This is a genomic window from Micromonospora sp. NPDC005087, assembly GCF_042872965.1.
In the GTDB taxonomy this organism is placed as follows: domain Bacteria; phylum Actinomycetota; class Actinomycetes; order Mycobacteriales; family Micromonosporaceae; genus Micromonospora.
In genome coordinates this window covers 295,799-320,934 of record NZ_JBIALB010000009.1, presented here as the reverse complement: position 1 = coordinate 320,934, position 25,136 = coordinate 295,799, and the positions used below count along the sequence as shown (strand labels likewise).

General features: G+C 71.5%; 32 protein-coding genes and 1 pseudogene. 11 read left to right on the top strand and 22 right to left on the bottom strand.

Translation table 11 applies throughout. The annotated features are described in order from the left end of the window. Positions 1–325: 325 nt before the first annotated feature. The 3 genes from ACFYPS_RS22430 to ACFYPS_RS22420 are packed head-to-tail and all read right to left on the bottom strand — an operon-like array spanning position 326 to position 2,946. Positions 326–970: a response regulator transcription factor gene (locus ACFYPS_RS22430; RefSeq protein WP_354966672.1), complete on the bottom strand. Its 645-nt coding sequence runs from the start codon at positions 968–970 to the stop codon at positions 326–328. Next, positions 961–2,124, bottom strand: a complete 1,164-nt coding sequence (locus tag ACFYPS_RS22425) for a histidine kinase (RefSeq protein ID WP_354966673.1) — start codon at positions 2,122–2,124, stop codon at positions 961–963. The genes ACFYPS_RS22430 and ACFYPS_RS22425 overlap by 10 nt, the downstream gene beginning before the upstream one ends. Before the next feature lie 30 nt (positions 2,125–2,154). After that, entirely contained in the window at positions 2,155–2,946 is a 792-nt protein-coding gene (locus ACFYPS_RS22420; protein WP_354966674.1) for a DedA family protein, read from the bottom strand. Between ACFYPS_RS22420 and ACFYPS_RS22415 the strand changes: the two genes are divergently transcribed. Further along, positions 2,945–3,820: a carbon-nitrogen hydrolase family protein gene (locus tag ACFYPS_RS22415; protein ID WP_354966675.1), complete on the top strand. Its 876-nt coding sequence runs from the start codon at positions 2,945–2,947 to the stop codon at positions 3,818–3,820. The two genes, ACFYPS_RS22420 and ACFYPS_RS22415, sit on opposite strands and share 2 nt — an antisense overlap. Here ACFYPS_RS22415 and ACFYPS_RS22410 read toward each other — a convergent pair. After that, complete coding sequence (locus tag ACFYPS_RS22410; RefSeq protein WP_354966676.1) at positions 3,723–4,334, bottom strand: TetR/AcrR family transcriptional regulator; 612 nt, start codon at positions 4,332–4,334, stop codon at positions 3,723–3,725. The two genes, ACFYPS_RS22415 and ACFYPS_RS22410, sit on opposite strands and share 98 nt — an antisense overlap. 116 nt (positions 4,335–4,450) lie before the next feature. Here ACFYPS_RS22410 and ACFYPS_RS22405 point away from each other — a divergent pair, with 116 nt between their 5' ends. After that, entirely contained in the window at positions 4,451–5,317 is an 867-nt protein-coding gene (locus tag ACFYPS_RS22405) for an SDR family oxidoreductase (RefSeq protein ID WP_354966677.1), read from the top strand. A gap of 74 nt (positions 5,318–5,391) precedes the next feature. Beyond that, a complete protein-coding gene (locus ACFYPS_RS22400; RefSeq protein WP_354966678.1) occupies positions 5,392–5,832 on the top strand; it encodes a VOC family protein in 441 nt (146 codons plus the stop codon). 15 nt (positions 5,833–5,847) lie between these two features. On the opposite strand, the gene ACFYPS_RS22395 is transcribed toward ACFYPS_RS22400, so the two are convergent. The 7 genes from ACFYPS_RS22395 to ACFYPS_RS22365 all read right to left on the bottom strand — a co-directional run bounded on the left by ACFYPS_RS22395 (position 5,848) and on the right by ACFYPS_RS22365 (position 11,780). Beyond that, positions 5,848–6,720, bottom strand: coding sequence for an alpha/beta hydrolase (locus ACFYPS_RS22395; protein WP_354966679.1), 873 nt, complete (start codon positions 6,718–6,720; stop codon positions 5,848–5,850). Positions 6,721–6,799: 79 nt separating this feature from the next. Then, positions 6,800–7,426, bottom strand: coding sequence for a histidine phosphatase family protein (locus tag ACFYPS_RS22390; RefSeq protein ID WP_387326693.1), 627 nt, complete (start codon positions 7,424–7,426; stop codon positions 6,800–6,802). A gap of 33 nt (positions 7,427–7,459) precedes the next feature. After that, entirely contained in the window at positions 7,460–8,941 is a 1,482-nt protein-coding gene (locus tag ACFYPS_RS22385; RefSeq protein ID WP_354966681.1) for a protein kinase, read from the bottom strand. A 131-nt stretch (positions 8,942–9,072) separates the two neighbouring features. After that, a complete protein-coding gene (locus ACFYPS_RS22380; protein ID WP_354966682.1) occupies positions 9,073–9,276 on the bottom strand; it encodes a hypothetical protein in 204 nt (67 codons plus the stop codon). Between the two features lie 2 nt (positions 9,277–9,278). Then, positions 9,279–10,343 (bottom strand): LacI family DNA-binding transcriptional regulator, encoded by a 1,065-nt coding sequence (locus ACFYPS_RS22375; RefSeq protein WP_354966683.1) that lies wholly within the window; start codon positions 10,341–10,343, stop codon positions 9,279–9,281. Positions 10,344–10,511: 168 nt separating this feature from the next. Next, positions 10,512–11,345, bottom strand: a complete 834-nt coding sequence (locus ACFYPS_RS22370) for a helix-turn-helix domain-containing protein (RefSeq protein ID WP_387326733.1) — start codon at positions 11,343–11,345, stop codon at positions 10,512–10,514. Positions 11,346–11,540: 195 nt separating this feature from the next. Further along, positions 11,541–11,780 (bottom strand): DUF397 domain-containing protein, encoded by a 240-nt coding sequence (locus ACFYPS_RS22365; RefSeq protein ID WP_354966685.1) that lies wholly within the window; start codon positions 11,778–11,780, stop codon positions 11,541–11,543. A 264-nt stretch (positions 11,781–12,044) separates the two neighbouring features. Here ACFYPS_RS22365 and ACFYPS_RS22360 point away from each other — a divergent pair, with 264 nt between their 5' ends. Next, positions 12,045–12,695 carry a GGDEF domain-containing protein gene (locus ACFYPS_RS22360; protein ID WP_354966756.1) on the top strand — a complete coding sequence of 217 codons (651 nt, stop codon included), beginning with the start codon at positions 12,045–12,047 and terminating at the stop codon, positions 12,693–12,695. A gap of 45 nt (positions 12,696–12,740) precedes the next feature. On the opposite strand, the gene ACFYPS_RS22355 is transcribed toward ACFYPS_RS22360, so the two are convergent. From ACFYPS_RS22355 to ACFYPS_RS22340, 4 genes are all read right to left on the bottom strand, one after another. Continuing rightward, positions 12,741–13,757 carry a phosphotransferase gene (locus ACFYPS_RS22355; protein ID WP_354966686.1) on the bottom strand — a complete coding sequence of 339 codons (1,017 nt, stop codon included), beginning with the start codon at positions 13,755–13,757 and terminating at the stop codon, positions 12,741–12,743. Between the two features lie 54 nt (positions 13,758–13,811). Further along, positions 13,812–14,285: an SRPBCC family protein gene (locus tag ACFYPS_RS22350; RefSeq protein ID WP_387326688.1), complete on the bottom strand. Its 474-nt coding sequence runs from the start codon at positions 14,283–14,285 to the stop codon at positions 13,812–13,814. Continuing rightward, positions 14,269–14,610 carry a metalloregulator ArsR/SmtB family transcription factor gene (locus ACFYPS_RS22345; protein ID WP_354966688.1) on the bottom strand — a complete coding sequence of 114 codons (342 nt, stop codon included), beginning with the start codon at positions 14,608–14,610 and terminating at the stop codon, positions 14,269–14,271. Before ACFYPS_RS22345 ends, ACFYPS_RS22350 begins: the two co-directional genes overlap by 17 nt. A gap of 98 nt (positions 14,611–14,708) precedes the next feature. Beyond that, the gene (locus ACFYPS_RS22340) at positions 14,709–15,200 is read right to left on the bottom strand and encodes a type II toxin-antitoxin system PemK/MazF family toxin (protein WP_354966689.1); all 492 of its coding nucleotides are present in this window, start codon (positions 15,198–15,200) and stop codon (positions 14,709–14,711) included. A gap of 95 nt (positions 15,201–15,295) precedes the next feature. On the opposite strand from ACFYPS_RS22340, the gene ACFYPS_RS22335 reads away from it, so the two are divergent. The 3 genes from ACFYPS_RS22335 (at position 15,296) to ACFYPS_RS22325 (ending at position 17,552) form a co-directional block, all read left to right on the top strand. Continuing rightward, positions 15,296–15,733 carry an OsmC family protein gene (locus ACFYPS_RS22335; RefSeq protein ID WP_354966690.1) on the top strand — a complete coding sequence of 146 codons (438 nt, stop codon included), beginning with the start codon at positions 15,296–15,298 and terminating at the stop codon, positions 15,731–15,733. Continuing rightward, entirely contained in the window at positions 15,726–16,241 is a 516-nt protein-coding gene (locus tag ACFYPS_RS22330; RefSeq protein WP_354966691.1) for an NUDIX domain-containing protein, read from the top strand. Before ACFYPS_RS22335 ends, ACFYPS_RS22330 begins: the two co-directional genes overlap by 8 nt. Positions 16,242–16,307: 66 nt before the next feature. After that, positions 16,308–17,552, top strand: a complete 1,245-nt coding sequence (locus ACFYPS_RS22325) for a hypothetical protein (RefSeq protein ID WP_354966692.1) — start codon at positions 16,308–16,310, stop codon at positions 17,550–17,552. 261 nt (positions 17,553–17,813) lie between these two features. Here the strand turns inward: ACFYPS_RS22325 and ACFYPS_RS22320 are convergent, their stop codons facing one another. Continuing rightward, the gene (locus ACFYPS_RS22320) at positions 17,814–18,296 is read right to left on the bottom strand and encodes a hypothetical protein (protein ID WP_354966693.1); all 483 of its coding nucleotides are present in this window, start codon (positions 18,294–18,296) and stop codon (positions 17,814–17,816) included. Between the two features lie 16 nt (positions 18,297–18,312). Next, positions 18,313–18,918 (bottom strand): YdeI/OmpD-associated family protein, encoded by a 606-nt coding sequence (locus ACFYPS_RS22315; protein WP_354966694.1) that lies wholly within the window; start codon positions 18,916–18,918, stop codon positions 18,313–18,315. A gap of 43 nt (positions 18,919–18,961) precedes the next feature. On the opposite strand from ACFYPS_RS22315, the gene ACFYPS_RS22310 reads away from it, so the two are divergent. After that, on the top strand, positions 18,962–19,318 hold the full coding sequence (locus ACFYPS_RS22310) for a MarR family transcriptional regulator (protein WP_354966695.1): 357 nt from the start codon (positions 18,962–18,964) through the stop codon (positions 19,316–19,318). 118 nt (positions 19,319–19,436) lie between these two features. On the opposite strand, the gene ACFYPS_RS22305 is transcribed toward ACFYPS_RS22310, so the two are convergent. Then, positions 19,437–20,015, bottom strand: coding sequence for a DinB family protein (locus ACFYPS_RS22305; RefSeq protein ID WP_354966696.1), 579 nt, complete (start codon positions 20,013–20,015; stop codon positions 19,437–19,439). A gap of 96 nt (positions 20,016–20,111) precedes the next feature. On the opposite strand from ACFYPS_RS22305, the pseudogene ACFYPS_RS22300 reads away from it, so the two are divergent. Next, positions 20,112–20,192 (top strand): annotated as a pseudogene (locus ACFYPS_RS22300) (DUF4291 domain-containing protein); the annotation flags it as partial. Between the two features lie 418 nt (positions 20,193–20,610). On the opposite strand, the gene ACFYPS_RS22295 reads toward ACFYPS_RS22300, so the two are convergent. Beyond that, positions 20,611–20,982, bottom strand: coding sequence for a VOC family protein (locus ACFYPS_RS22295; protein ID WP_354966697.1), 372 nt, complete (start codon positions 20,980–20,982; stop codon positions 20,611–20,613). Between the two features lie 536 nt (positions 20,983–21,518). Here ACFYPS_RS22295 and ACFYPS_RS22290 point away from each other — a divergent pair. Together ACFYPS_RS22290 and ACFYPS_RS22285 are read left to right on the top strand one after the other, a co-directional pair. Next, positions 21,519–22,310, top strand: coding sequence for an ArsR family transcriptional regulator (locus ACFYPS_RS22290; protein ID WP_354966698.1), 792 nt, complete (start codon positions 21,519–21,521; stop codon positions 22,308–22,310). Next, positions 22,307–22,702, top strand: coding sequence for a VOC family protein (locus ACFYPS_RS22285; RefSeq protein ID WP_354966699.1), 396 nt, complete (start codon positions 22,307–22,309; stop codon positions 22,700–22,702). Before ACFYPS_RS22290 ends, ACFYPS_RS22285 begins: the two co-directional genes overlap by 4 nt. Before the next feature lie 235 nt (positions 22,703–22,937). On the opposite strand, the gene ACFYPS_RS22280 is transcribed toward ACFYPS_RS22285, so the two are convergent. From ACFYPS_RS22280 to ACFYPS_RS22270, 3 genes are all read right to left on the bottom strand, one after another. Continuing rightward, positions 22,938–23,894: a sulfotransferase gene (locus ACFYPS_RS22280; protein ID WP_354966700.1), complete on the bottom strand. Its 957-nt coding sequence runs from the start codon at positions 23,892–23,894 to the stop codon at positions 22,938–22,940. Positions 23,895–24,088: 194 nt separating this feature from the next. After that, positions 24,089–24,229 carry a DUF397 domain-containing protein gene (locus ACFYPS_RS22275; protein ID WP_354966758.1) on the bottom strand — a complete coding sequence of 47 codons (141 nt, stop codon included), beginning with the start codon at positions 24,227–24,229 and terminating at the stop codon, positions 24,089–24,091. A 110-nt stretch (positions 24,230–24,339) separates the two neighbouring features. Further along, on the bottom strand, positions 24,340–25,071 hold the full coding sequence (locus ACFYPS_RS22270; RefSeq protein ID WP_387326678.1) for a phosphotransferase enzyme family protein: 732 nt from the start codon (positions 25,069–25,071) through the stop codon (positions 24,340–24,342). Between the last annotated feature and the right edge of the window lie 65 nt (positions 25,072–25,136).

The window sequence follows — 25,136 nt, the reverse complement described above, 5'->3', positions numbered from 1 at the left end:
CGGCTGGGGTTGATCGACTCGGTATCACCGATATCGGGCCATCCGGCCGCCCGGGACACCGCGACATCCCCGAAATCGCCGACGTCCTCGAAATCCCCGACATCGCCGACATCGCCGACCACCGCGAACGGGGATGAAGCGAACCCGGGGCGAGGTGGTCAACGAGCGATATACCTGTGAGGCATATTTATGCCTCACAGGTATACCGCTCACAACACCGACCGCCGAAGGAGATGGCCGGACCGCGCCCACCGCAGGGACCGAAACGGACCGGCGACCAGCGACCAGCGACTCTCGCGAGCGCAGGATCAAAGCGCTTGGCGCGTCAGGTGCCCAGGTAGCGCAGCACGGCGAGGATCCGGCGGCTGTAGCCGGTGACGTGCGCGAGGTCGAGCTTGTCGAAGATGGCGTTGACGTGCTTCTCCACCGCACTCTGCGACACGTGCAGCCGCTGGGCGATGGCGGCGTTCGTGTGCCCCTGGGAGATCTCGTGCAGCACGTCCCGTTCGCGCGGGGTCAGCCGACCGAACGGGTCCGGCCGGTCGGAGCCGGCGACCACCTGACGGACCACTTCCGGATCGAGCGCGGTGCCGCCGGCGGCCACCCGGTCCAGTGCGTCGAGGAAGTCGTCGACCTGGGCCACCCGGTCCTTGAGTAGGTAGCCGACCCCTTCGGGACGGTCCGCGAGCAGCCGGCCGGCGTACCGTCGCTCCACGTACTGGGAGAGCACCAGGACCCCCGTGGTGGGCCAGCGCCGGCGGATCTCCAGGGCGGCGCGCAGCCCGTCGTCGGTGTGCGTGGGCGGCATCCGGACGTCGGTGACGACCACGTCGGGACGGGAACGCCCGACCGCCTCCACCAGTTCGTCGGCGGTGCCGACCGCCGCGAGCACCTCGTGGTCCTCCTCGGCGAGCAACCGTGCCAGGCCCTCCCGGAGCAGCGTCGAGTCTTCGGCGAGGACTAGCCGCACGGCAGCTCCGCCAACACGGTGGTCGGGCCGCCGGCCGGGCTGGTCACCCGGAGGTGGCCGTCCAGTGCGGCGACCCGTCGGGCCAGCCCCGACAGGCCTCGCCCGGTGGGGTCCGCGCCACCGACGCCGTCGTCGTGCACGCGCATGCGGACCCACCCCTCCCGTACCCCGATTTCTACGGTGAGCAGGGTAGCGGCGGCGTGTTTGGCGGCGTTGGTGAGTGCTTCGCAGGCTACGAAGTACAGCACCGTCTCGATCTGCCGCTCGGGGCGGACCGGCAGCTCGCAGCGGATCCGCACCGGCACCTCGGAGCGGTGGGCGACCATGGCGAGCACCTCACCGAGGTCGCTGCTGTCCAGCGCGGACGGATAGACCCGCCACGCCACCTCGCGCAGCTCCTCCACGGCCCGCTGCACATCCTCGTGTGCCTGGGCGAGCAGGGCGGTTGTGCGGTCGGCGTCACGGGCGCGCCGGGCCCGGCCGAGCAGCATGCCGAGGGCGACCAGCCGCTGCTGGAGGCCGTCGTGCAGGTCGCGTTCGATGCGCTGCCGTTCGGCGTCGACCGCGGCGATGACCCCGGCCCGGCTGGTGGTCAGCTCGCGGACCCGCTCCGTCAGCTCCGCCCGACTCCCCGGGCCGAGCAGCCGCCGGGCCAGCCGGACGTCGAGCGCGGCGACGCTGACGAGGGCCTGGACGTTGAGCAACAGCAGCACCGCCCCGACGGCGACCTGGGCCAGCGCGTCGAGGAGGGTCAGCTCGCCGCGTACCGCCGCGCGCAGCACGATCCCGGCCAGCACCACGCCGACGCCCAGCAGGGCGTACGCCAACAGGCCGAGCGCGCCGGGCAGCAGCCGGGCCGCCAGGTAGCCGACCTGCCGCCGGGTCGACGCGGCGTTCGGCGCGGGCAGCTCAGCCGCGGCGAGCAGCCGGGTCAACCGGCGGCGTTCCACGCGCACGAGCTGTACGGCGTACCGTCTCGTCAGGTCAGCGACCCGCCGGGCGGTCGGCGGCGCGAGCGCGGACCCGGCGAGCGCGACCGCCGCGACGGCCAGGAAGACCAGCTCGACGGCGGCGGTCGCGGTCCCGGCGGCGACGCCGACCGGTAGCCGGAGTCCGTCCCACCGCCGGCCGGTCCGACGCTCCCCCACCACCATCTGACGTCCCTCCGCCCCGAGCCCGCCGGCCTAGCGCTCGTCCGAGGCCCATGAGCCGCCACGGTAGAGGGTGCCGCGACCGGCCGGATCGGGGACGCCGCGCTGGTCGAGGCCATCGACGCCATCGAGGCCGGCCGGCTCGGGGTTGCGCGCGGCGCGGCGGGCCCGCAACACGCGGGACCCGACGAACCAGGCGACGGCCGCCACGCAGGCCACGATCACCACGTTCTGGAGCACCCCGACGTACCCCTCGACGAGGTGCCAGTTGTCGCCGAGCAGGTAACCGGCGAGCACGAACGTGGTGTTCCAGATCAGGCTGCCCAGCGTGGTGTAGAGCAGGAAGGTGCTGACCGGCATCCGCTCCACCCCCGCCGGGATGGAGATCAGGCTTCGGAAGATCGGAATCATCCGGCCGAAGAAGACCGCCTTCACGCCGTGCCGAAGGAACCACGCCTCGGTCCGGTCCACGTCGCTGAGCTTCACCAGCGGCAGCCGGGCCACGATGGCACGCATCCGGTCCCGGCCGAGCGACGCGCCGATCAGGTAGAGCGCCAGCGCGCCCAGCACCGAACCCAGCGTGGTCCAGAAGATCGCACCGATCAGGCTGATCCGGCCCTGCGCGGCGACGAACCCGGCCAGCGGCAGGATCACCTCGCTGGGGATCGGCGGGAACAGGTTCTCCAGTGCCACCGCCAGGCCGGCGCCCGGCCCACCGAGTCGTTCCACCAGGTCACTGACGTAGCCGACCATTCCATCCTGAGGCGGTTCGGCCGCGGCGGTGGGGGTTCCGGTGACGAGCAAGGCGTGGGACGTTCGAATCATGCCCCCACGCTACGAAGTGATCCTGAGAGTCGACCATGAGGTGGACCGCCCGGCCGCGCGGGTCGACCACAGCGGCGAGACCGCGGAAAACCGCACCCCGCTGCGGCTCGCGGTGGCGCAGCCGCCGTGCGTACCCCAGGACGTCGCGGCGAACGCGCGGGCGCACGCCGCCGCGGTCCGCGCGGCGCGCGCCCGGGTCGTGCTCTTTCCGGAGCTGTCGCTAACGGGGTACGAGTTGGACGCCCCGGTCGTGCCGGTCGACGACCCCCGGTTGGGGCCACTGGTCGAGGCGTGCGCCGAGACGGGCGCGGTGGCCCTGGCCGGCGCGCCGGTCGCCGGTGACCACATCGCGATGCTGGCCGTGACCGGCGCCGGCGCGACCGTGGCGTACCGGAAGGTGTGGCTGGGCGACGCGGAGGCCCGCCGGTTCCTGCCGGGCGACGCGCCGGCCGTGCTCGATGTGGACGGGTGGCGGTTGGGCCTGGCGATCTGCAAGGACACCGGCGTCGTCGCGCACGCGGCCCGGACCGCGGCGCTCGGGATCGACGTCTACGCGGCGGCCGTGCTGGAGTCGGCGAGCGACGCCGCCGTGCCCGGCCGGCGTGCCCACCGCATCGCCATCGCGCACCGGGTCTGGGTGGCGGTGGCGAGCTTCGCCGGCTCGACCGGCGGCGGCTACACCGAGGCGGCCGGCGGTTCCGCCGTCTGGACGCCGGAGGGCGAGGTGTACGCCCAGGCGGGTACGGAGCCGGGAGAGCTGGTCTCCACCACCATCGCTACGGCTCGCGCGGTCGGAGACCACGCAGTGCCGTGTCGACCACCTGGTCGGCGTACTCGGGATTCAGCGGACCGGAGCGCTGGAGCCACCGATTGAGGACCGGGCCGAACAGCATGTCAACGGCCACGTCGAGGTCGATGTCCCCGGCCAACTGCCCCGCGCGTTGTGCGGCCCGCAGACGGTCCTTCTTCAGCTCCCGCATCGGCTCGTCCAACCGCTTCGCGTAGTCGGCGGCCAGGGCGGGATCGTGGACGATCTCGGTGTGCAGCGCGCGCATGGGCTGGTCGTAGCGCGGATCATTCAGCTCGACGACGGTGGCCCGCAGGACCAGCTTCAGGTCGGCTGCCAGGTCGCCAGTGTCCGGCAGGGCGCCGGTCTGGCCGTCCTCCCCTTCGGTGGTGAGGGCGAGGAAGGCGTCGAACAGCAGCGCGCCCTTCGATGGCCACCAGCGGTAGATCGTCTGTTTCCCGACGCCGGCGGCGGCGGCGATGCCCTCGATGCTGAGCTTGGCGTATCCCACCTCGCCAACGAGGTCGAAGGCGGCGGCGAGGATGGCTCGCCGCGCGGTCTGGCTGCGGCGGCTCGAGTCGGGGGCAACCTGCTTGGGCACGTGGCCAATCTAGCAAAGAAGAGACGAGACGGTCCGTCTTGACAGGGGGGCCCAAGCAGGTAGGGTCAGGCAGCAACGAGACGGGACGGTTCGTCTCGTATGGCGGAAGGAACCTCATGGAAACCTCAGGCACTGCCGCATCCCGGGTCTGGTTCATCACGGGGGCGAGCCGTGGCCTCGGCCGCGCCTTCACCGCGGCCGCGCTCGCCGCCGGTGACCGGGTTGTCGGCGCCGCCCGCGATGTCTCGCCGCTCGACGACCTCGCCGCCCGCCACCCCGACCGCCTGCTGACGCTTCGTCTGGATGTCACGGACCGCTCGGCGGTCTTCGACGTTGTCGGCCAGGCGGTCCAGCACTTCGGCCGGCTCGACATCGTCGTGAACAACGCCGGGGCGCTCTTCGCCGGCATGGTCGAGGAGTTCACCGAAGCCGAGGCGCGGGCTCAACTGGACCTCAACTTCTTCGGCGCGCTCTGGGTGAGCCAGGCCGCCCTGCGGACGATGGGGGCCCAGGGCCGCGGACACATCGTGCAGATCTCCAGCATCGGTGCGCTCGGCGGTTTCCCCAGTACCGGCCTCTACAGCGCGAGCAAGTTCGCGCTGGAGGGCATGAGCGAGGCCCTCGCCGCCGAGGCCGCCGGGTTCGGCGTCAAGGTCACCATCGTCCAGCCGGGCGGCTACTGGACGGACCTCTACACCAGCAGCACGGCGACCACCCCGAACCCCGCCTACGACTCGCTGCGCGCCGAGCTGGAGAAGCAGTGGGCGGACGGGTCGATCGACAGCGAACCACGGCTGGCCGCCGAGGCGCTGATGACGCTGGTCGCCAGCGACGACCCGCCGCTACGGCTACTGCTGGGCAGCATGGTGTACGACCTCGCCTTCGACATCTCCCAGCGACGCATGGAAACCTGGGCCGCCTGGGAAGAGGTGAGCCGTGGAGCGGAGAAGGCCGTCCCGGCCCCGGGCGCCGAGCTGACCTGACCGCTGCCCGACGAACAGCGGGACGGATCGCTTTGGTCAGGGGCATGTCGTACGGCTCGGGCAGAATCGGCCGCATGGGCCCACTCCCCGCTCGACTGTCCGTCGTGACCCTGGCCGCGCGCGACATCCGCGTGCTGCGCTTGTTCTACCGATCGTTGGGCTGGCCCGAGCTGCCGTCCAGTGACGACAGCTGGTCCGCCTTCCTCCTGGGTGGCGTCCTGTTCGCGCTCTATCCGCTGCCGGACCTGGCGGCCGAGGCGGCGCCCGGCCTGGCCGATCCGGCCGGCGGCTGGTCCGGCGTCACCCTGGCCTGCAACGTCGACAGCCGCGCGGACGTCGACACTGCCTTCGCCGCGGCCGTCGCGGCCGGCGCGACGGTGGTGGCTGCGCCGACCGACCGGTCCTGGGGTGGGCGCTCGGCCTACATCGCCGACCCCGAGGGCAACCGCTGGGAGATCGCCTGGGCGGGCACGGCCCGCTTCGACGAGCGCGGCGCCCTCATCTCCTTCGGCTGAGTCCTGTCCCGACGGTCAGCTGGCGTCCAGCACCTCGCGTAGCCTCGCCGCGAACTCCTCGGGCTTGCCCGCGTAACCGAACTCGCCACCGAGGAAGCCACCGTGGTGGCTCGGGAACACCACGGCCTCCTGGCCGAGCAGGGCCGCGGTGCCCAGGGCCGTACGGGCGGTGTACGTCCCCGCCGACTCCTCACCGACGGCGATCACGATCCGGGTCGGTGCGGCGGTGAGCAGGTCCGCGTCGGGGCGGTAGTCGGTGACCGCCCACGAGTTCTTCGACAGCAGCGGGTCGTCGCGGGTGCCGTCGTCGTCGGTCGACATGCCGAACATCGCCGGGTCAGGGGCGGGCTGGGCGAAGTAGGCGTCCGTGAACTCACCCTGCCAGGACGTCATCGCGATGAACGCGGCCATGCCCGCGCCGGTGCCCTTCGCGTGGTACGCGTCGTAGAAGGCCGCCCGGGCGCGCTCGGCGGCCGTGGCGTCGGGGAGCACCGCGTTGATCGGCGGCTCGTGCGCCACCAGCGTGACGACGTCGCCGGGGTGGGTCGCGACCAGTTCGAGTGCGGTCACCGCACCGCCGCTGCTGGCGAGCACGTCGACCGGGCCGGCGTCGAGCGCATCGATCAGCAGGTGCAGGTCGGCTGCCTGCTGCTGCGGCGTGTGGTCGGACCGGCCGTCCTTGCGGGTGCTGCGGCCCAGGCCGCGCGGGTCGTAGGTGACGACCGTCCGGTCGGTGAAGTGTGCGGCGAGCGCGTTGAAGCCCTCCGCCGTCATCGGCTGGCCGATCATGAGCAGCGCGGGGCGCCCGCCGGACGGGGGTAGCGGGCCGCGGACGTCGTAGACCAGGTCGACGCCGGGTACGGCGAGGGTGTGTGTCTGCGTTGTCATGCCGGTGAGACTACGGCCGCCGGCACCGGATCGGGGCGCTCTGTGTGCGGGTCGCAGCCGGTTCTAAGCCGCCGGCGCGTCAGCCGGTGTCGCCGAAGCGACGGAGCGTCCAGCGGGCCGGCGGCCAGCGGGCGGCGTCGTCCCCGGTGGTCCATTCGGTGATCGAGGCCGGGGCAACGTCCAGGTCGAACGCCCGATGGAGCGGCTGGGCGGCGAGCGCGTGGAACGCGCTTTCGACGGTCTCGGTGTGCCCGACCAGGATCACCGTCGTGCCCCGGTGCCGGTGTGCGATTTCCATGATCGCGCGGCTGACTCGGGCCACCATCTCGGCCCAGCTCTCGTTGCCCGTCTGGAAGGGCCGGAACAGGCCCCCACCCTCCGCCGCGTGGTCGGCGTGGAAGCGGATCGTCGGCATCCCGTCGGCGTACGGCGGCGTGTGCCAGGTGCACAGCCCGCAGTCCGCGGTCGGGCGGACGCCGAACGCGTCGGCGATCGGCTGCGCGGTCTCGACGGCACGGCGCAGCACCGACGAGTACACCGCCGCCGGTCGGTCGGCGGCGCAGTCGCTGGCGAGCCGCCTGGCCAGTGTGCGTGCCTGGTCCCGGCCGAGCTCGGTCAGACCCCGGCAACCGTGCGGGCCGCCCACGATCCCCATGACCTGGTGGACCGACTCGCCATGACGTACGAAGATGAGCCGCGTCCGCATCAGACCATCATGCCAGCGGCGCTGATAGATGCGTCAGTCGTCGGAGCGGCCGGCGGAGAGAACCCAGGCTTGGGTGAGCAGGGCGTCGAGTTGGGCTCCCGTCCGCGCCGGCAGCCGTTCCCGGTCCACCAGCTCGGCGATCCGTTCCCGTAGGTCGGCGACGTGCCTGGCGCGGTCCTTGGACCGCCGGTTCAGGTCGGCCAGGTCGTCGCGCAGGTCCTCGGCGGACTTCCGGTCGATGTCACCACGGGCCTGCGCCTGGGCGAGCACCGCCGCGAACTCGGCGCTGACCTCCCGCATGCTGATCGGCATCTGCTGGCCGACGGTCGAGGGCACCGCGCTGGTGGCGGACGGCGACGGCGAGGACGGTGTCGTCGGCGTCGGCGTCGAGTCGCCGGGTGCGGTCGTCGGTGCGGTGCTCGCCGGTGGGTTGACGCCCTGCGCCGAGCCGGGCGAGTCGGGCGAGCCGAGGCCCTGGGCAAGCAGCGCGCCGACGCCGATCAGCGCGGCGAGGCCAGCCGCGGTCAGCACGGCGAGGGGCCGCCGTGACCCGCGCTGGCGCGGCGCGGCACCGGTCGGCGCGGGTTGGGGGCGGGCCCCCGAGCGATCGATCAGGGTGGGCGGGTGGGCCGAGTGGGCAGCCGGCAGGATGCGCAGCAGCTCGGTGGGCGGCTCGACCGGCTGGCCGGCGCCGAACCGGGTGGCCAGTTGCGCGGCGGTGGGTCGGCGGGCCGGGTCGGCAGCCAGGCAGGCGACGGTCAGCTCGGCGATGTCGGCCGGCAGGCCGGGCACCCGCAACGGCGGCACCGGGGTGCCCCGCCGGTGCACCTCCAGCGCGTCCTCCCAGCTCTGGACGGGCAGCGGCGCCTGACCGGTGAGGGTGCGGTAGAGCAGCGCGCCGAGGGCGTACACGTCGCTGGCCGGGTCGGGTGGGCCGGCGGTCAGCCGCTCCGGGGCGAAGTAGGCCGGTGTGCCCATCAGCGGCTCGCCCGCCTGGCCGCCGAGCGTGTGCTGCGGGCCACCGAGCGCGGCGATGCCGAAGTCGAGCACCTTGGCGCCGGTGTCGGTGAGCATGACGTTGCCCGGCTTGACGTCGCGGTGCACCACGCCGATCCGGTGCGCAGCGGCCAGCGCGGCGGCGATCTGCCCGGCCACCCGCACTGCCTCCGGCCAGGGCAGTGGCCCGGTCCGCAGCCGGTCGGCCAGGTTGTGCCCCTCGACCAGCTCCATCACCAGATACGGCACCACGGCGCCGCCGGCCAGGGTCGCCTCGGCGTAGTCGTACACCTGGGTCACGTGCGGGTGGGTGAGCCGGGCGGCCGCGCGGGCCTCGCGCTGGATGGTGGCCCGCAGTTGCGGGTCGGCTGCGAGCTGCCCGGCGAGCACCTTGACGGCGACCGGCCTGCCGAGGACCTCGTCGTCGGCCCGCCAGACCTCGGACATGCCACCGAGGCCGATCCGCTCGTGCAGTACGTAGCGGTCGTGGAGACGGAGAGTGGGCGTGAACGGCGACATGGCCTCACCAGTCTGCCTGGCCGCGTCCCCCTCGACCACCCGCCGCGCCCGGTACCGGCCCACTCCTCACCTACGTACCGAAATGGGCCGGTGCGCGGGTGACGGCGGACCGGCCCGGGCCGGCGGGTCGGCTAGGAGCAGGGGGTTGCGGTGGGCAGCGGTCGCGGCTGGATCCGGTCGGCGAGCCGGCGCAGGACGACGGCGGTGGCCCGCCGGGACGGCGCGAGCAACGGCGGCCGGACTCGCTCGACCTGGACCGGAGCATCCGGGCGGGCCGAGTTGACGTGTCGGTTCATCGCGTCGAGGGCGGTGATGTAGCCGGTCGAGTGTTCCATGGTCAACTCCTCGGGACAGGTCCGGTTGAGGCCCGGACGACGAGTGCGGTGGGCAGCAGCACGTGGCCGGCCGCGGTGTCCGCGGGCGGGTCGAGCAGTAGTTCGGCGGCGATCCGGCCCTTCTCCTCGGCCGGCTGCCGGACGGTGGTGAGGCCGGCAGCGGCGGCCTCGGGGATGTCATCGAAGCCGGTCACCGACACCGGCGAGCGCTCGCCGGCCGGCCGCTGGGCCAGGGCGTCCAGCACGCCGAGGGCGAGCACGTCGGAGCCGGCCAGCACGGCGGTCGGCGGTGTCGGCCGGTCGAACAGCCCGGCGACGGCCTCGGCCCCGGCCTGGCGGCTGTTGCCCGGGGCGTTGATCAGGATCAGCTCGGCCCAGTCGACGCCGACCTCGGCGAACGCGTCGGCGAACCCGGCGAGCCGACCGCGGGTGGTCGGGTGCGCGACCTCGTTCACCCCGGACAGGGTGAGCGGGCCTGCCGGCGCGTCGGACAGCACGCCGTCGGCGAGCAGGGCCACCCGACGGTGGCCGAGGCCGGCCACGTGCGCGGCAACGCTGCGGGCCGCGGCCCGCTCGTCGATGCCGACGAACCGCTCGTCGGGGCTGGCGTCGTCGCGAGCGGCCGTGCTGACGAACGGCAACCCGCGGGCCCGGATCACATCCAGGGCCCACTCCTCGTCGGCGACGCAGTAGACGCAGAAGCCGTCGACCGCGGCGTTCTCCACCGCGCGACGGGCGTCGAGCTCCGCCCGGGCCAGTGGCACCAGCAGCATGCTGGTGCCGTGTCGCTCGGCGGCCTCGCCCACCCCGGCGAGAAAGCGGACGGCGAACGGGTCGGTGAAGGCGTACGACAGTTGCGAGGTGAACAGCACCCCGATCGAGCCGACGAACCCGCGGCGCAGGGAGCGGGCGGTGGGGTTGGGGCCCGGGTAGCCGAGCTGCCGTGCGGCGTTCAGGATCCGCTCGCGCAGCGCCGCGGAGAGCTGGTCGGGGCGGCTGTAGGCGTTGGACACCGTGCTGCGGGAGACGCCGACGGCGTCCGCCACGGCTTGCAGGGTTGGCTTCACCGGCACCCCTCTGTATCGATCCAGTCTGTATCGATACAGAGACTAGCCGGACGAGTCGGCGGCGGTCAATACCAAGTGTCGGATCGGACCCGTCCGGTGGCGGGGAGGAACCAGAAGAAGCGCACCGACCGGGGCCGGAACGCCCTCAGGCGCTGCCCCGACCGGCGGTCAGGCTGGGTAGAGGTCCTCCAGCAGGCGGCCGAGGATCTCCGGGGTGCGCTCCGGCGGCTCGGCCTCGACGCAGAGCCGCTCCATGGCCACCGCGTAATAATCCAGGTCGTCGCGCTTGTCCAGGTAGATGGCGCTGGTGAGCTGTTCGATGTAGACGATGTCGGGCAGCTCCTGGTCGCCGAAGCGGAGGATGGTGAACGCACCGCCGGCGGCCGCGTGACCACCGGCGGCGAACGGGATGACCTGGAGGCGGACATTCGGCGACTTGGTCGCCTCGATGAGCGCGGTGAGCTGACCGCGCATCACGTCGGCACCGCCGATCGGTCGGCGCAGCGCCGCCTCGTCCACCACCGCCCAGAGCTGCGGCGGGCGCTCCCTGTGGAGCAACTGCTGGCGCTGCATCCGCAGGGCGACCCGCCGGTCCAGCTCGGCCGGACCGGCCGCGCTGTGCCCGAGCAGCACGACGGCTCGGGCGTACTCACGGGTCTGCAGCAGGCCGGGCACGAACTGCACCTCGTAGGTGCGGATCAGCGCCGCCGCCGCCTCCAGGCCCAGGTAGGACTGGAACCAGGTGGGCAGGACGTCGCCGTAGCGGTGCCACCAACCGGGGCTGTTGGCGTCCCGAGCGAGCTTGAGCAGCGCGTCGCGCTCCTGCTCGTCACTGACGCCGTAGAGCGTGAGCAGGTCCGCCACGTCGCGTTCCTTGAAGCCGACCCGGCCCAGCTCCATCCGACTGATCTTGGATTCGGAGGCCCGGATCTCCCAGCCGGCGCCTTCCCGCGTCACGCCGCTGGACTCCCGCAGCCGGCGCAGTTGGGCACCGAGCAGCATGCGCAGCACGGTCGGCCCGGTTGTCGGGCCGCCCTCGGCGGGAACCTTCGTCACGTGCGGACCTCCGGACACCGACCAGCGTGGTCGGGCGCCCCGGCCCGGCCGACGTGTAAGCATGCCATGGACCGACAGTGAGGTGAACTCCTCCGGACCGGTAGATCAGTCCCGTCCCCGGGATTGTCCACCGAGGGTCGCTCAGTTGATCAGATGGTCGAAGTCGCCGTCACGCGCGCCGAGCACGAAGGCGGCGATCTCATCCACCGTGTAGATCAGCGCCGGCCCCTCCGGATGTCGGGAGTTGCGGAGCGCGATGCCGGCTCCGCCGGGCAGCTCAGCGAGCTCCACGCAGTTGCCGCTGGGGTTGCTGCGGCGACTTTTCTTCCAGCTCAGCGGTGGCAACTGATGGATCGGAACGCCGTTCGGTGGCTGCTGCATGAGGGCGTCTTTCTGCTCACGAGCCCGCCGGTGGCCGTGGGAGGAGCGGTGACGGCGAGGGGTGCGGTATCGACATCGGACGGTGCTGCACGTGCATCTGCTATTGCATCTGCACCGGACGGCGAGCATGATAACGCACAAGATCGGTGCGTATTCGCGCACGTTGAGTTATCTGCATGGGCATCGATGAGGGAAAACCGGGCCCGACGCGGCGCGCGTCGTGCCGGCCGACGGCTGGAGGCGATCGCGGCGATGGGAGGGTTCGTGCCGGATCCGATGAGTGTCGCCTCCGGCATCTGCGCTGCTGGCGCACTGCTCTCCTCGTGGCAACTACGGCGGCGGGCGCTGCGCGCCGAGGCCGAGATCGGGCACCTCCAGGCCGAACTCGCCGCCGAGCGGCACGCCGCCAGCCACGACCCGCTCACCGGGCTACCCAACCGGCGTGCCTTCTACCGCCTCGCGGCCGCCCTGCTCACCGACGCGGCCGGGCAGCCGTTGATCGCCATCGTGCTCGACCTGGACGACTTCAAGCAGATCAACGACCGGTACGGGCACGCGGCCGGCGACCAGGTGCTGATCAGCGTGGCCGAGCGGCTGGCCGGTTTCGCCGGGGACAACCTCGTCGCCCGCCTCGGCGGGGACGAGTTCGCCGGGCTGCTGGCCAGCCCGACCATCGACCGGCGCTGGATCGAGCACGCCACCCGGCGGCTCGCCGAGACCGTCGCCGCCCCGATCCGCCTGAGCGGGGTCAGCGTTCAGGTGACCGCCTCCGTCGGGCTCGCCCCGGTGACCGGCCCGGCCCAGCTCACCGACGCGCTCAGCCGCGCCGACGCGGCCATGTACCAGGCGAAGAGCCTGGGCGGCAACCGGTCGCCCCGCCAGCTCGTGGACAGCGTCCGCCTCGCCGAGTGCTGACCGCTCCGGCGTCCGCGGCCACGTCCGTCCGGGCGGGTGCCGCGCTCAACTCGGCCGGCCGAGGTCACGCAGCGCCGCGTCGGCGAGGGTGACCAGACCGACCGGCGACACCAGTCCGCGCACGATCCGGGCCGCCATCGCGCGGTCGGCCGCGTCCGCATCCGGATCCAACGCCTGGCGGGTCCAGTCGGTGAGGTCGTCGAGCGCACGGACCGCGAGGAACCAGGCCAGGCCGACCGGGTCGATGTCACCCCTTCCGTAGCCGGCGAGGACGGCCGCGCGTTGGTCGGCGGTGACCGGCGCGAAGGCGAGCACCCCGTCGGTGACGAACATCAGGTCGCACTCGGGCGGGGCGAGCACCGCGTCGTCCCAGTCGATTAGCCAGACCTGGCCATCCGGCCCGAGCAGCAGGTTGCCGAGGTGCGGGTCGCCGTGGCAGACCACCACCGGCCGGTCGGGCCGGCCGGCGGCGAGGCGCTCGACCACACCGACCAGTCTGGACACCCGGTCGGCCACCGCCGCCCAGACGGCCGCCAACTCAGCGACCGGCGGATCGGCCGGGCAGGCCGGGCCAGGTTCGCGCAACCGCTCGACCGTCGCGCGGGTCGCGGCCACGATCCCCGGGTACGCCGCGCCGCCGGGCGGCAGCAGCCGCATCAGCTCGTCGGTCACCGGCACCGCGTGCACCGCGGCCAGCAGTTCGCCGTACCCGCGCCAGTGCGCGTCGGTCATCGGACCGTCGAGCGCCCGTTGGTCGGAGACCCACGGCACCACCGAGAGGCGGTGGCCGCCGTGGTCGCCGTACAGACGCTCGTCGCGGGTGCGCAGCGGCTCGGGGATGCCCGGCACTTTCTGGCCGGCCAGGTGCGCCGTCACGACCAGGCCGGCCGGAGTGCCGCCGCCGCTCAGCTTGACCGCGTACCGGGTGCCGTCGGCGGCGTGCGCCAGCCACAGCCGGGCGCGCTGGTCGGCGCCGTGGGTCACCTCGTCAATGCGGGTCAGGTCGAGGCCGAAGTCCGTACGGACCCACCGGGCCACCCGCCGCGTCGCGTCCTCGATCACCGGCACACCATGCCACCTGCCGGGCGGCCCGGCCCACCCGAAAACCGGCCCGGGTCAGCGCAGGGTGGCGAGGTACCGGTCCAGTGCGGCGTACGACTCAGCGGCGCCCTGAGCCATGCCGGACTCGGCCATGCCGTCGCGCTGCTCGGTGGTGTCGAACCGGGTGGTGCCGGTGACGGTGGTGCGTCCGTCGGTCTCGGTGAAGACCAGCGTCTCCACCGCCACCTGACCGGGCATGCCCTCGTACTCGAAGGTCTGCACGATCCGTTCCGGCACGACGATCTCCCGGAACTCACCGCGGAAGCCGTAGGCGTTGCCGTCCGTGGCGTGTTCGACGAAGCGGTAGCTGCCGCCCTCCCGGAAGTCGATCTCGACGTCCAGCGGGTTGCCCCGCCCCCACCAGTGCTTCAGGTGCTCGGCCTGGGTGTGCGCGGCGTAGACCAGCTCGCGCGGGGCGTCGAAGGAACGGGTGAGGGTGATCTCCCGGTCGGACGGCATGTCGATGGCGAGGTCACGGGGCTTGGTCACGGCTGGCCTCCTTCAGGTCGCGCAGGTAGTCGTCCAATGTGTCGTAGCGGTCGTCCCAGAGCCGGCGGTACTGCTCGACCCATTCGGCCAGCGTGCGCAGCGGGGCCGGGTCGAGCCGGCAGCGACGCCACTGCGCCTCGCGGGTCCGCACGATCAATCCGGCGCGCTCCAGCACGTTGAGGTGCTTCGAGATCGCCTGAACGCTGATCGGAAACGGCTCGGCCAACTCGTTGACCGTCGCCTCGCCGGTCGCCAGCCGGGCCAGGATGGCCCGACGGGTCGGATCGGCGAGGGCGGCGAACACGGCGCTGGTGGGATCTGTCATCAGGTGTCGCTCTCAACCATTTGGCTTGTAAACCGCTAGGTTGAATATACAGCCCAGCGTAGCTGCGTCAACACCCTTCGACGGAAACTCGCGTGCGGTCAGCGCCAGCCGTAGCCCGCGCGCAGTGCCTGCCCGACCCGGTCGAACCGGGGCCGGTCCAGCACGGCGCCCTCGCGGCGGATGCTGTCCTCGCGCATGGTGAGCACCCGGTCCAACCGGACCCAGCTCGGCCGGTTGTCCCGGTCCCAGTCACCGGGCCCGAGGGCGAACCAGTGCCGCTGGCCGTCCCGCTCGCTCTGGCTGGACAACATCAACCCGAACAGCGTCCGGCTGTGCCGTCCGACGACCAGCACCGGACGGTCCTTGCCCTGGCGGGGGTCGTCCTCGTACGGCACCCACGTCCAGACGATCTCCCCGGGGTCGGCCTGGCCGTCCCGCTCCGGGGCGTAGGTCAGCTCGCGCCGCTGCAACGCGCTCACCTGACGACGGCGAGCCACCTGCGCCGGGGCCGGCCCGGGACGTCGCGGTGAGGGGATCACCGCGCCCACCCGAGAGATGCGCGCCGCCACGTTCCTCAACAGACCAGCCACGGCGGGCAGCCTACCGGTCCCCGCGCCGGCCGCCGGAGCGGGCGGCGCTGCGGCAGACTGGTGCCCGGCAGCGGGACGACGCGGAGGTGTTGCCAGTGACCATTGAGGTGCGTACCAGCACTCTCCCCGGGACCGCGACGGCGCTCGGGTCCGCCGGGGCGTACACCCTGGTGGTGGATCGTCCGGCGGACGCCGGCGGCGGCGGGCTCGGGTTCAACGGGGGTCAACTGCTCTACCTCGCGGTCGCCGGCTGCGTCTCGAACGACCTGTTCCGCGAGGCGCGGGCGGCCGGCCTCGACCTGCACCGGGTCGAGGTGACGGTGCGCGGCGACTTCACCGGCGAGCCGGCGGTGTCCGGCGAGGTCCGGTACGACGTCCGGGTCGAGGGCGACGCCCCGCCGGAGGTGCTCCGCGCTCTGGTTGAGCGGGTGGACGCGATCGCCGAGATCCCCAACTCCCTGCGCGGTGGCACCCCGGTACGCCTGGGTCGCACCGAGGTCGCCGGCGCCGGAGTGCGGGGAACCGGTGATTGAGCTGCCGCGCGACCTGCCGATCCTCGAACGGCGTGCCGTGCGGGTGGTGGTCCTCGACGACACCGACCGGGTGTTGCTGTTCCACACCCGCGACCCGGACCACCCCCGGCTGGGCACCTGGTGGGAGCTGCCCGGCGGCGGCATGGACCCCGGGGAGACGTACCGCGACACAGCGGTGCGGGAGCTGCGCGAGGAGACCGGCATCGCGGTCACCGCCGAGCAGGTGGGCGCGCCCGCCTGGCGTCGGCGGGCGAGCTTCCGGCACCGGCAGTTGCGCCACGTCCAGGACGAGGTGGTCGTCACGGTACGGCTGGATGGCCCGGGTCCGGACGTGGACGAGACAGAGCGCCTCGATTACGAGCTGGAGGACTACTTCGGCTTCCGCTGGTGGCCGCTGCCCGAGGTGGTGGCCAGCTCCGCGCGCTTCTACCCGGGACAGCTCCCCCGCCTGATCACGCCCTTCCTGGCCGGCGAGGAGATCGACGAGCCGTTCGAGCTGTTCTCGTGACCGAGGTGCAGCAGGTGGCCGACTCGGCCCCATGCCCCGGCGCGGCGGTTGGGGCAGAGTGGAGGCATGACGAGCGACCTGCACGGCCCGCTGTCCCGGTACGCCGACAACCTGCACGCGGAGATCGGCACCGAGCACCACGTCGCCTCACCGCTCGGCGCCTGGCTCCTGCTCGCGCTCTGTGCCACGACCACGACCAACCCCGGCCCGGCGAACCGTCCAGCGGCCGACGGGCTGGCGGAAGCCCTGGGCACCGACCTGACCAGCGCGGCCGAGGTCGCCCGCGCGCTGCTGGACGCGCCGCATCCGCTGGTCGCGTCCGCCACCGCGCTCTGGCACCGGCCGGGTCAGGGCGGCGGTGGGTCGGCCGACTGGCGGGCGGCACTGCCCGCGACGACCGAGGTCGGCCCGCTGCCCGACCAGGCCGGGTTGGACGCCTGGGCGCGTGAGCACACCCTCGGCCTGATCGAGAGGTTCCCGCTGCGGGTCGGGCCGGACGTGGTGCTGGCCCTGGCCAGCGCGCTGGCCACCCGGATCTCCTGGGCGGATCCGTTCGAGGTCGCCGACGCCGGCGCGCTCGGCCCGGGCAGTGCCTGGGCGGGCCGGCTGCGCCGGGTGCTGCGCAGCCCGCGCCGCGGTCACCGGGGCGCCATTCTCTCGACCGGGCGGGCCGGTGACGTGATCGTGCACGCCGCGCCCGCTCAGGTGGCCGACGGCGCGGGGCTGGTGGTCCTCTCGGTGGCCGCGGCGCCGCACGTGCCGCCGGCCGATGTGCTGGCCGCCGCGTACCAGCTCAGCGCCGGTGCCGCCGACGGCGCCGAGCCGGCCGGCCGTCGCTCGCTGTTCGAGCTGCCACTCGGCGACGCTCCGCTGTGGACGCTGCGTGAGGAACGGGTACGGACCCGGGCCCGCGACGGCCGCGAGGAGCGGCACCTGGCGGTGCTCCCCTGCTGGTCGGCCCGGAGCGAACACGACCTGAGCGCGCCGGCACTCGGCTTCCCGGCCGCGTCGGCGGCACTGGCGACGGCGCTGGCCCTGCCGGTGCAGGACTTCGAGGCCCGGCAGGCGGCGATGGCCCGGTTCGGCCGGTACGGTTTCGAGGCGGCGGCGGTCACCGGCATGTTCGAGCTGACCAGCATGCCGCCGGAGGGCGTCGCCCGCACTGCCGAGCTGCGGTTCGGCCACCCGTACGCGGTGGTCGCGGTCGCCACCGACAGGCGGGCCGACGGCGCGACAGGGCCGTGGCACGGAGTGCCGGTCTTCTCCGGGTGGGTCGCCGAGCCGGAGGAACTGCCGGAGGCCGATGTCTGAGCCAGGGCGTTCCCTGCGCCCGTAAGGCCGGGCGCTTCCGGGTGCGCCAATAGAGCCGCAGGCCGTACGGGCGATGATCGAGACCCTTGGGCCGCTGGTGGCCCTCGATTTGGTCCGTCCTCGCCGGCACCCTCGACTGGACCTGCCGGGAGGTACTCGCGGCCGTCGAAGCCCGCGGCGGGCCACTCGCCGGGGCACTGCGGGCCACCGGGCCAGACACGCAGGCCTGAGGCGTCATTCTTCGCGACGGCGAGCGAGAAGTCAGGCCTGCCGCCAAACTCGGAACGTCTGTTGAAGCCGCCACGTGCCATCGGGCTGCTGTGCCTCGTTCCGCCAGCGGAACTCGTCGGTTTCGATGTGGGAGAAGGTCCAGCGCAGATCGTCGCCGTCGAGCACGATCTCCTCGCCGATGCGAGATGCCAGGAAGGTGTGTGTCCGACGCCGGCCCGGTCCCACCCACGTCGAGCGCCAGACACCCGCACCGGCTGCTGGATCGGGAAATCGCACGCTGACGCCATGTTCGACGCCGGGCAGGATCCAGACATCGGTGGTTGCCCACCCGCCCAACGCATACCCGAAGTGCCACTCGCCTCGACGATCAGCCCAGGACCCGTCGGGGTTGTACTCGGTACAGTCCAGCGCCCACGATCCGGCGAACTGTCCAAACAGGCTGAGGTCGGCGCCATCTGCAGGCCCGTCCGCGAGGAAGGCCGCAGCGACGGCAACGGATGGTTTGGTCACCATGCCAGAACGATAGTGGTTACGGTGAGTTCGGAGGCTTGGCCTTCTGTGGGTAGATCGTCTCGTGACGGGCCAGCATGGCAACGAAGTCGCCGATCTTTCGCTCGCGGGTCTGCGCCCGTTTGACGGCGTTGAGTCGGTAGATGAGAGCGAACCGGTTGGTTTTGGTGAGTACGTCGAACATGGCGTGGGCGGCGGGGTCGGCGGCGATGGCGGCGAGTAGGTCGGCCGGCACTTCGGCTTCCGACGGTGGGGCGTAGGCGGCCGCCCATCGTCCGTCCGCTTTCGCGGCTTCTATCGCTGCGTGGCCCGGGGGCAGCATTCGTCCCTGCGCTTCCAGCCGGGTCACGTGGGCGACGTTGCGTTGTGACCAGGAGCTGCGGGGCCTGCGAGGGGTGAACCGGATCCAGGAGGTTTCCTGGTCCCGTTTACGGGCCTGCCCGTCGATCCAGCCGAAACACAGGGCCTCGTCGACCGCCTGCTGCCAGGTCAGGGTCGTGACTGTGCCGCCCTTCTTGGTCAGGGCGAGCCAGACGCCGGGCGACGTGGTGTGGTTGGCCGACATCCACACGCGCAGCGCGTCGGCGTCCGCGACGATCAACTCGTCCAGCTCCGCGTTCGCCATGACTGCAGACTAACCCGACTCGTCGGGCTGCCGGCTGGGGCGGATGCGCACGAACGCCGCACGCTTCCGCTACCTTGACGCGCTCAGCAGTCCCCGTGCGGGTTTGTCGATATCTCAGATCGCCGACATGATCGGAGTGGACCGGCCGCGCGCTAGCCGGCTGACAACGGAGCTGCTCGATGAGGGGTACATCCAGCGGGAGTCTGCTCCGGACGACTCGCGGTACGCCCTGATCCGGCTCACCGCCCGAGGCCGGAAGCTTGTCGCCGAAATGAACGAGAGTCGGCGACAAAGCGTCGCCGAGGCGCTCGCCGGCTTCACCGCCGAGGAGTCACACAGCCTCGCTGTTCTCCTGAGGCGATTCGTCGACGCCTGGCCGCGGAATCCGCCGCCCGCATAGTCTGCTGGAATGCCTGCCGAGTCGAGGACGACGGCCAGGGCTCGGCGGCGGCTCGTCCAACGCCCGGCTCTGCGGTGCTCACGTGATTGCGGTCGCTGACAGCGCGAGGCTCGCGTCCTCAGGCGAACTCGCGGGCGGTGGATTCCAGCCTCTCGCGGTAGGCGGCCCACCATGCCTCGTCGCCCTCGACCACGTTGTCGCCGGGCCGCCGCCAGCCGACTTGGCCGTCGACCAGTTCCCGCACGATGTCGGCGTGCCCGGCGTGCCGGTTCAGCTCGGCGAGTACGTGCACGAGGATGAGGTGCAGCGTCACCGGCGTCTGGCCCCACCACCGTACCGAGCCGGGCGCGTCGATCGGGAGCGCCTCGATCGTCGCGTCTGCGTGTGCCCAGACTCGGTGCCACAGGCCGATGACGTCGTCGCGGGACTCGTCGGCTGTGGCCCACATGTCCACGTTCGGCTCGGCGTCCTCGTTCAGACCCGCGACGAGCTCGGGAAAGGGTCGGTCGAACGCCTCGCCGAAATACCCGGCGGTCACCGAGGCCACGTGCTTGACCAGCCCGAGCAGGTTCGTACCGGTCGGCACGAGCGGGCGCCGTACGTCGTACTCCGATAGCCCGTCGAGCTTCCCGAGCAGCGCCTCGCGTGCCTCCCGTAGGTACCGATGGAGATTCGCCTTGGCGTCGAGGTCTGTCATGCCGCCCAGGATCTCACCGCCGGAATGCCCCGTGTGCCCGCCCAGAGCGGCAGATCCGGATGCAGCCGCAGGTCTCTTTCGGACTGGGCGCTGGCATTTGAGTGGGCCATGGTGCACGCCTGCCTGAGCCATTACGACCGAGACCTGCACGGCGACAAGGCGACCTGGTCGTGGCAAGACGCGAACTTCTTGGCGTACGGGCTGGCGCGCACTGGCCGCGACGCCGACGCCGCGCAGGTCTTCGCGTCGATCGGCCGGTACATGACCAGCGTTCCGTGGTCCTGGTGGGGCCGCGTGCGCGATACAGCCTTCATCCGAGCCCGCCGCCGCGCCCGCCACGCTGCCTGACCGCCGGCGACACCGTCCTGGCTACCCTCAATTCACCCCGCTGCTCCGTCAGTCCTATCAGCGGGCAGCACAACGACGACATCCAACAGAGTCGACGGCGTGGCAGCCGCCGGATCGAGCAGCAGCAGGCTCATCGACTACCTGAACGACGAGCGGCCGGCTGACTTATCAGTCTCGCAGGTGCGGCCCCCGACGCCCGCTCAGCGGCTACAAATCAATGCGCTACCAGGACTGTTATGACCGCCGATCAGCCGTTGGGGCGTGACTCGATCGCCTGCAGCGACCACCTGTTGCCGTCAGGATCGTCGAAGTAGACGAAGCTGCCCCATGGCTGCACCTCGACCTCGCTGGCCTCGACGCCGGCGTCTAGCAGTTGCCGACGCGCTGCCTCGGCGTCGGCGACCACAACCTGGATTTCCTGTGTGCCGGGAATCTTGTCGGTGATGCCCTCGCCGATCACGATGGAGCAGGCTGAGCCAGGTGGTGTCAGCTGGACGAACCGCAGGCCCTCGTGCACCCTGTGATCCTGGTCGGCGTTGAAGCCCACCTTCTGGTAGAACGCCTTGGCCCGGTCGACGTCGATCACCGGAACCGGGATGAGTTCAATCTTCCAGTCCATTGGCCCACCGTAGGACGTGGGTACGACCTTCGGACTCACCGCACCATCTGCGGCAGAACGGGATGCCACCAGCGGGTGGCCACCGCACATGCAAGGTGAGTCGTGTCGCATAAGCAATGAGATCGAGCGATCGGTGGGTGACCAAAGTTGCTCCCGTACTTCTCGGACGCCCACCTGGCGGGGAGTCGCGGCGCATGTGGCGCCGGCCGGTGGCGACGTCACGATTCCAGATCTGACCCCTGCCGTCACTGGCAGGCCTTGCCACCATCGGGGCGTCGCAGACGCGGTGGCCACCGTGCTGGCGTGCCTCAAGACCGAAACGCATGTCGTGCTCGTCGGGCACAGCGGCGCCGGCCCGCTACTGCCTCGCATCGCTCGTGCCATCTCTCACCCGGCGTTGGCGCTGATCTACGTGGACTCACTCGCTGCCCTATCCGGGTAGGAGATGGCTTTCGGAGGCCATCCCACCTCCTCCATCCACGTCACCTCATCAGAGTTGCTTGATGCATCACACCCGTTTGATGTAACGTACAGTCGTGACGCTGTCGAGTCAGGGTGCCCCGGCGTTTGTACGCCTGGCCGCCCATCCGCTGCGCTGGCGGCTGCTGACCGAGCTCGCAGCCAGCGATTATCGGGTCCGAGAGTTGGTGACGCTGGTGGGCGAGCCGCAGAACCTGGTCTCGTACCACCTGCGGCTGCTGCGCGACGGCGGGCTGGTCACGGCCGCCCGAAGCAGCTTCGACGGCCGCGACAGCTACTACCACCTGGATCTGGACCGCTGCGCGAACGCACTCGCCGACACCGGGGCGGCCCTGCACCCGGCGCTGACCCGGGAGCACGTCGCGCCAGGTGTGTCCCCAGCTGATCTGAAACGCTCGCCCGGCGTCGGCGTGCTGTTCCTGTGCACGGGCAACAGCGCCCGCTCACCGATCGCCGAGGCCATGCTCCGCCACTCCACTGACGGCCAGGTCGAGCCGATGAGTGCCGGTAGCCGGCCCAAGCCGCACCTGGACGTCAACGCCGTTCGGGTGCTCCGCGAGGAGTTCGACATCGACATCACCGGCCAGAGCCCCCGGCACTGGGACACCCTGTCCGGTCGACGGTTCGACTACGTCATCAGCCTGTGCGACAAAGCCCGTGAGGCGTGCCCCGACTTCCCGGGTCAGCCTCGGCGAATGCACTGGAGCATTCCCGATCCCGCCGCCACCGGCGGCACCGATCGGGCTGGCTACCTCGCCTTCCGGCGCATCGCGGCTGACATCGAGACCCGCGTCAGGCACCTGCTGCCCGTCCTCAGCGCATGCGATCCTGAAGGAGACCAGCTGTGACAGCGTCCGATCAGTACGCCAGCGTCCGCTACATCGTCGACGACGTTCAGGCGGCCGTCGACTTCTACACCACCCATCTCGGCTTTGCCCTGAACACCAGTGCCGGGCCAGCCTTCGCGGACGTGGTACGCGGCCCGCTGCGGCTGCTGGTGTCCGGCCCAGCCAGTTCAGGCGCCCGCGCCACCCCCGACGACGCCACCACCGCCGGACGCAACCGCATCCACCTCACGGTTGACGACCTGGATGCCGAGATCGACCGACTCCGCAGCGCCGGGTTGTCGTTCCGTAGCGACGTCATCGCCGGCCCCGGCGGACGCCAGATCCTGCTCACCGACCCCTCGGGCAATCTCGTCGAACTCTTCCAGCCCGCCCACCGACCAGCCGCCCCCTGACGGGAGCTCACCCACGGGCGCCATCGCCCGGCAGCAGAGACCGTCGGCGATCAGCCAAGGACAAGACATCATCACCGCGGTGAAGCGCTCAATCCTCGAGTAGCAGGACGTGTGCCCACCCGACTGGCTGCCGCCCACGCTATCGGCGGCAGAAGCGTGCACCCGCCCATGAGCGCGGGCCAAAAAACGGTCGAGTGGCGCGACGCGGCGTCGCCAAAGTGGACAGCCAGAGCCGTCACTCATATCCCATGGCCGGGATGACCTCGCCGAGCGCTTCTTGGATGAACTCGCGGGTTTCGTCGTCGAATTGGTCGTTGCGGTTTGTCAGCTTGTGCGACTGAAACGTTGAAGGGGTGGCGAAGTCGTCGACGTCGAGCCGTTCGAACAGGGCGCAGCGCTGCCCGGGCCAGTCGGCTGCGAGATCTTCTGCTTTCACCTCGATGTATCGCCTGCCCGTCAGGTCGACCGTGTTCTTCCAGGTGAGCCATCGGTGGTAGACCGGCTTGAGGTAGGCGAGCGCGCCGTCGACGGTGGGCGGTGCCCATGGCTGGGCCAGGTGGGATGCGAGCACTGAGACCGGGTGACGCTTGATGTGCACGATGGTCGCTTCGGGGACCAGTTCCCAGAGGAACTCCATGCACAGCAGGTTGAACGGTGTCTTCTCGCACCAGGTCGGCTTGCCCGCGTCGGCGGCTGCTCCGCCGAACACGGTGTCGATCAGGCCCCGCAAGATTCCGAGCAGTTCGCCCCGGTCGCTGAAATACCTGGGAAGTACCCGCCGGCGGCTCAGCGGCTCGAACGGCCCGGCAGGCCGGTCAGCGTTCCCGAAGCCTTCCGCGGGCGCAGGTTCGTCGTATGTGTACGCGATCAACTGCGGCCAGAGCTGTTGCACCGCGTCCCGGTAGCGCCGCTCGCCGACCAGTTCGGGAACGGTTTTACCGCGATCGTCGCGCCGGCCGGGCACTCGTACGGTGAGGAAATCGCTCAGCCGGTGCAGGGCGTCTTCACCGACGGTGGGGTCGTATCGATCGGTGAGCGCGTCGGCCAGGTCCCGCAGGCCACCCGGGTCGATGAGGAACCGGGTCTCCATGGGAATCCGATGGATCAGCGGATGTTCGCCGATGATGTCGGCGATCCGTGACGTTCCCGAACGACCCGTACCCCCAACGAGAATCGGTGCGGGGAAAGGCATGGCGAGCAGTCAAACTCTCAGCCCGGCGCCTGCGCAAGCCATATATACCCTTCACACGCTGCTACGGACCGGACCCGCACCCGCCGCGCCGAGTGCGTGCCGGACGGCCGCCTCCAACAAGCGAGCAACGAATTGGCCAAGCTTCCCACCGCGTCACCCTGACCGACAGCGACTTCGGGTACGCCCTGGTGCGGTTACGGCCGCTCGGTGACCTGGCCGACGAACGCCCGCCACGCCGTCGGGCCGAAGACCCGGGTGCCGCCGTCGCGGTTCTTCGTGTGGCGGACCAGGACGACGCCGGGCAGGTTGTCCGCGACCTCCACGCAGTGGAGCAGGCCGAGCCGGGTGGTGTCAGCAGCATGAAGCGCAGGCCCTCGTGCACCGTGTGCTCGTGGTCGGCGTATGCGGACTCGACCGCCAACAACCCCGCTCCTCGAACGCGTTCTCAGACCGCTCGGACTTCGGCGAGCCGCTTGACTGCGTACTCGTCGTCCCAGCAGACCGCGGCCTCCCATGCGGCCGACGCCTGCGCGGCGATGTCGTACGCGCCGTCGTCGAGGCCAGCGGCATTGTCGGGCAGCACGAGGTCGAGGTCGGGGACATCGACGTGCGACTCGTCCCAGTCGATCAGCGCGACCTGATTCTCGGTCATCCGGACGTTGCCAGGGTTGAGGTCGCCGTGGACGACGCATGTCCGACGTCCGATCAGCCGCGCCCACGCTGCCCGGCATCGAGCAACCCCCTCCGGGGGCATCGCGCCGAGGTCGATCTTCGTCCCGGTCTCGGCGTGCAGGAGGTCGGTCGACGATCGCCAGCCTGGGCGCTGCGGCCAGCCCTGCGTCAACCGATGCAGCTCGCGCAGCGTGCCGGCCACGCGACGCCAGTCGGCCTGCGTCTCGGGCGGTCCGCCATCCAGGTAGGTCATCACCACCAGACCGTCGGCGAACAGCCGGCCGTCCGTAGTCGGGATCGGCACCGGCACGGTCAGACCCGCACGGTCGAGGTGTTGCAGGAGACCGGTCTCCCATGCGAGATCAGCGTCGCTCCTGGTGCCGAGACGACCGACCGCGAGGCGCCCGTTGACGCGCACGCTCCACACGTCGTTGGCTACTCCGCCAGCGAGCGGTTCGATGCGAGCGGCGTCTTCACCCCACTGCCCCAGTGCCTCCCACCCCACTGGCCGCACCTTACGGGGTTCCGAACATCACTCCCCCGGCAGATCCGGATACGCGGCGACTGTCT

Bases quoted from the DNA above. Each gene is read 5' to 3' on its own strand.
- ACFYPS_RS22415 (WP_354966675.1), top strand. From the start codon at position 2,945: ATGCCCCCACGCTACGAAGTGATCCTGAGAGTCGACCATGAGGTGGAC.
- ACFYPS_RS22400 (WP_354966678.1), top strand. From the start codon at position 5,392: ATGGGCCCACTCCCCGCTCGACTGTCCGTCGTGACCCTGGCCGCGCGC.
- ACFYPS_RS22345 (WP_354966688.1), bottom strand. From the start codon at position 14,610: ATGACAGATCCCACCAGCGCCGTGTTCGCCGCCCTCGCCGATCCGACC.
- ACFYPS_RS22385 (WP_354966681.1), bottom strand. From the start codon at position 8,941: ATGTCGCCGTTCACGCCCACTCTCCGTCTCCACGACCGCTACGTACTG.
- ACFYPS_RS22325 (WP_354966692.1), top strand. From the start codon at position 16,308: ATGACGAGCGACCTGCACGGCCCGCTGTCCCGGTACGCCGACAACCTG.
- ACFYPS_RS22425 (WP_354966673.1), bottom strand. From the start codon at position 2,124: ATGGTGGTGGGGGAGCGTCGGACCGGCCGGCGGTGGGACGGACTCCGG.
- ACFYPS_RS22370 (WP_387326733.1), bottom strand. From the start codon at position 11,345: ATGCTGCTCGGTGCCCAACTGCGCCGGCTGCGGGAGTCCAGCGGCGTG.
- ACFYPS_RS22315 (WP_354966694.1), bottom strand. From the start codon at position 18,918: ATGGCGAACGCGGAGCTGGACGAGTTGATCGTCGCGGACGCCGACGCG.
- ACFYPS_RS22390 (WP_387326693.1), bottom strand. From the start codon at position 7,426: ATGCGGACGCGGCTCATCTTCGTACGTCATGGCGAGTCGGTCCACCAG.
- ACFYPS_RS22395 (WP_354966679.1), bottom strand. From the start codon at position 6,720: ATGACAACGCAGACACACACCCTCGCCGTACCCGGCGTCGACCTGGTC.
- ACFYPS_RS22380 (WP_354966682.1), bottom strand. From the start codon at position 9,276: ATGGAACACTCGACCGGCTACATCACCGCCCTCGACGCGATGAACCGA.
- ACFYPS_RS22310 (WP_354966695.1), top strand. From the start codon at position 18,962: ATGCGCACGAACGCCGCACGCTTCCGCTACCTTGACGCGCTCAGCAGT.
- ACFYPS_RS22365 (WP_354966685.1), bottom strand. From the start codon at position 11,780: ATGCAGCAGCCACCGAACGGCGTTCCGATCCATCAGTTGCCACCGCTG.
- ACFYPS_RS22420 (WP_354966674.1), bottom strand. From the start codon at position 2,946: ATGATTCGAACGTCCCACGCCTTGCTCGTCACCGGAACCCCCACCGCC.
- ACFYPS_RS22295 (WP_354966697.1), bottom strand. From the start codon at position 20,982: ATGGACTGGAAGATTGAACTCATCCCGGTTCCGGTGATCGACGTCGAC.
- ACFYPS_RS22405 (WP_354966677.1), top strand. From the start codon at position 4,451: ATGGAAACCTCAGGCACTGCCGCATCCCGGGTCTGGTTCATCACGGGG.
- ACFYPS_RS22305 (WP_354966696.1), bottom strand. From the start codon at position 20,015: ATGACAGACCTCGACGCCAAGGCGAATCTCCATCGGTACCTACGGGAG.
- ACFYPS_RS22280 (WP_354966700.1), bottom strand. From the start codon at position 23,894: ATGCCTTTCCCCGCACCGATTCTCGTTGGGGGTACGGGTCGTTCGGGA.
- ACFYPS_RS22320 (WP_354966693.1), bottom strand. From the start codon at position 18,296: ATGGTGACCAAACCATCCGTTGCCGTCGCTGCGGCCTTCCTCGCGGAC.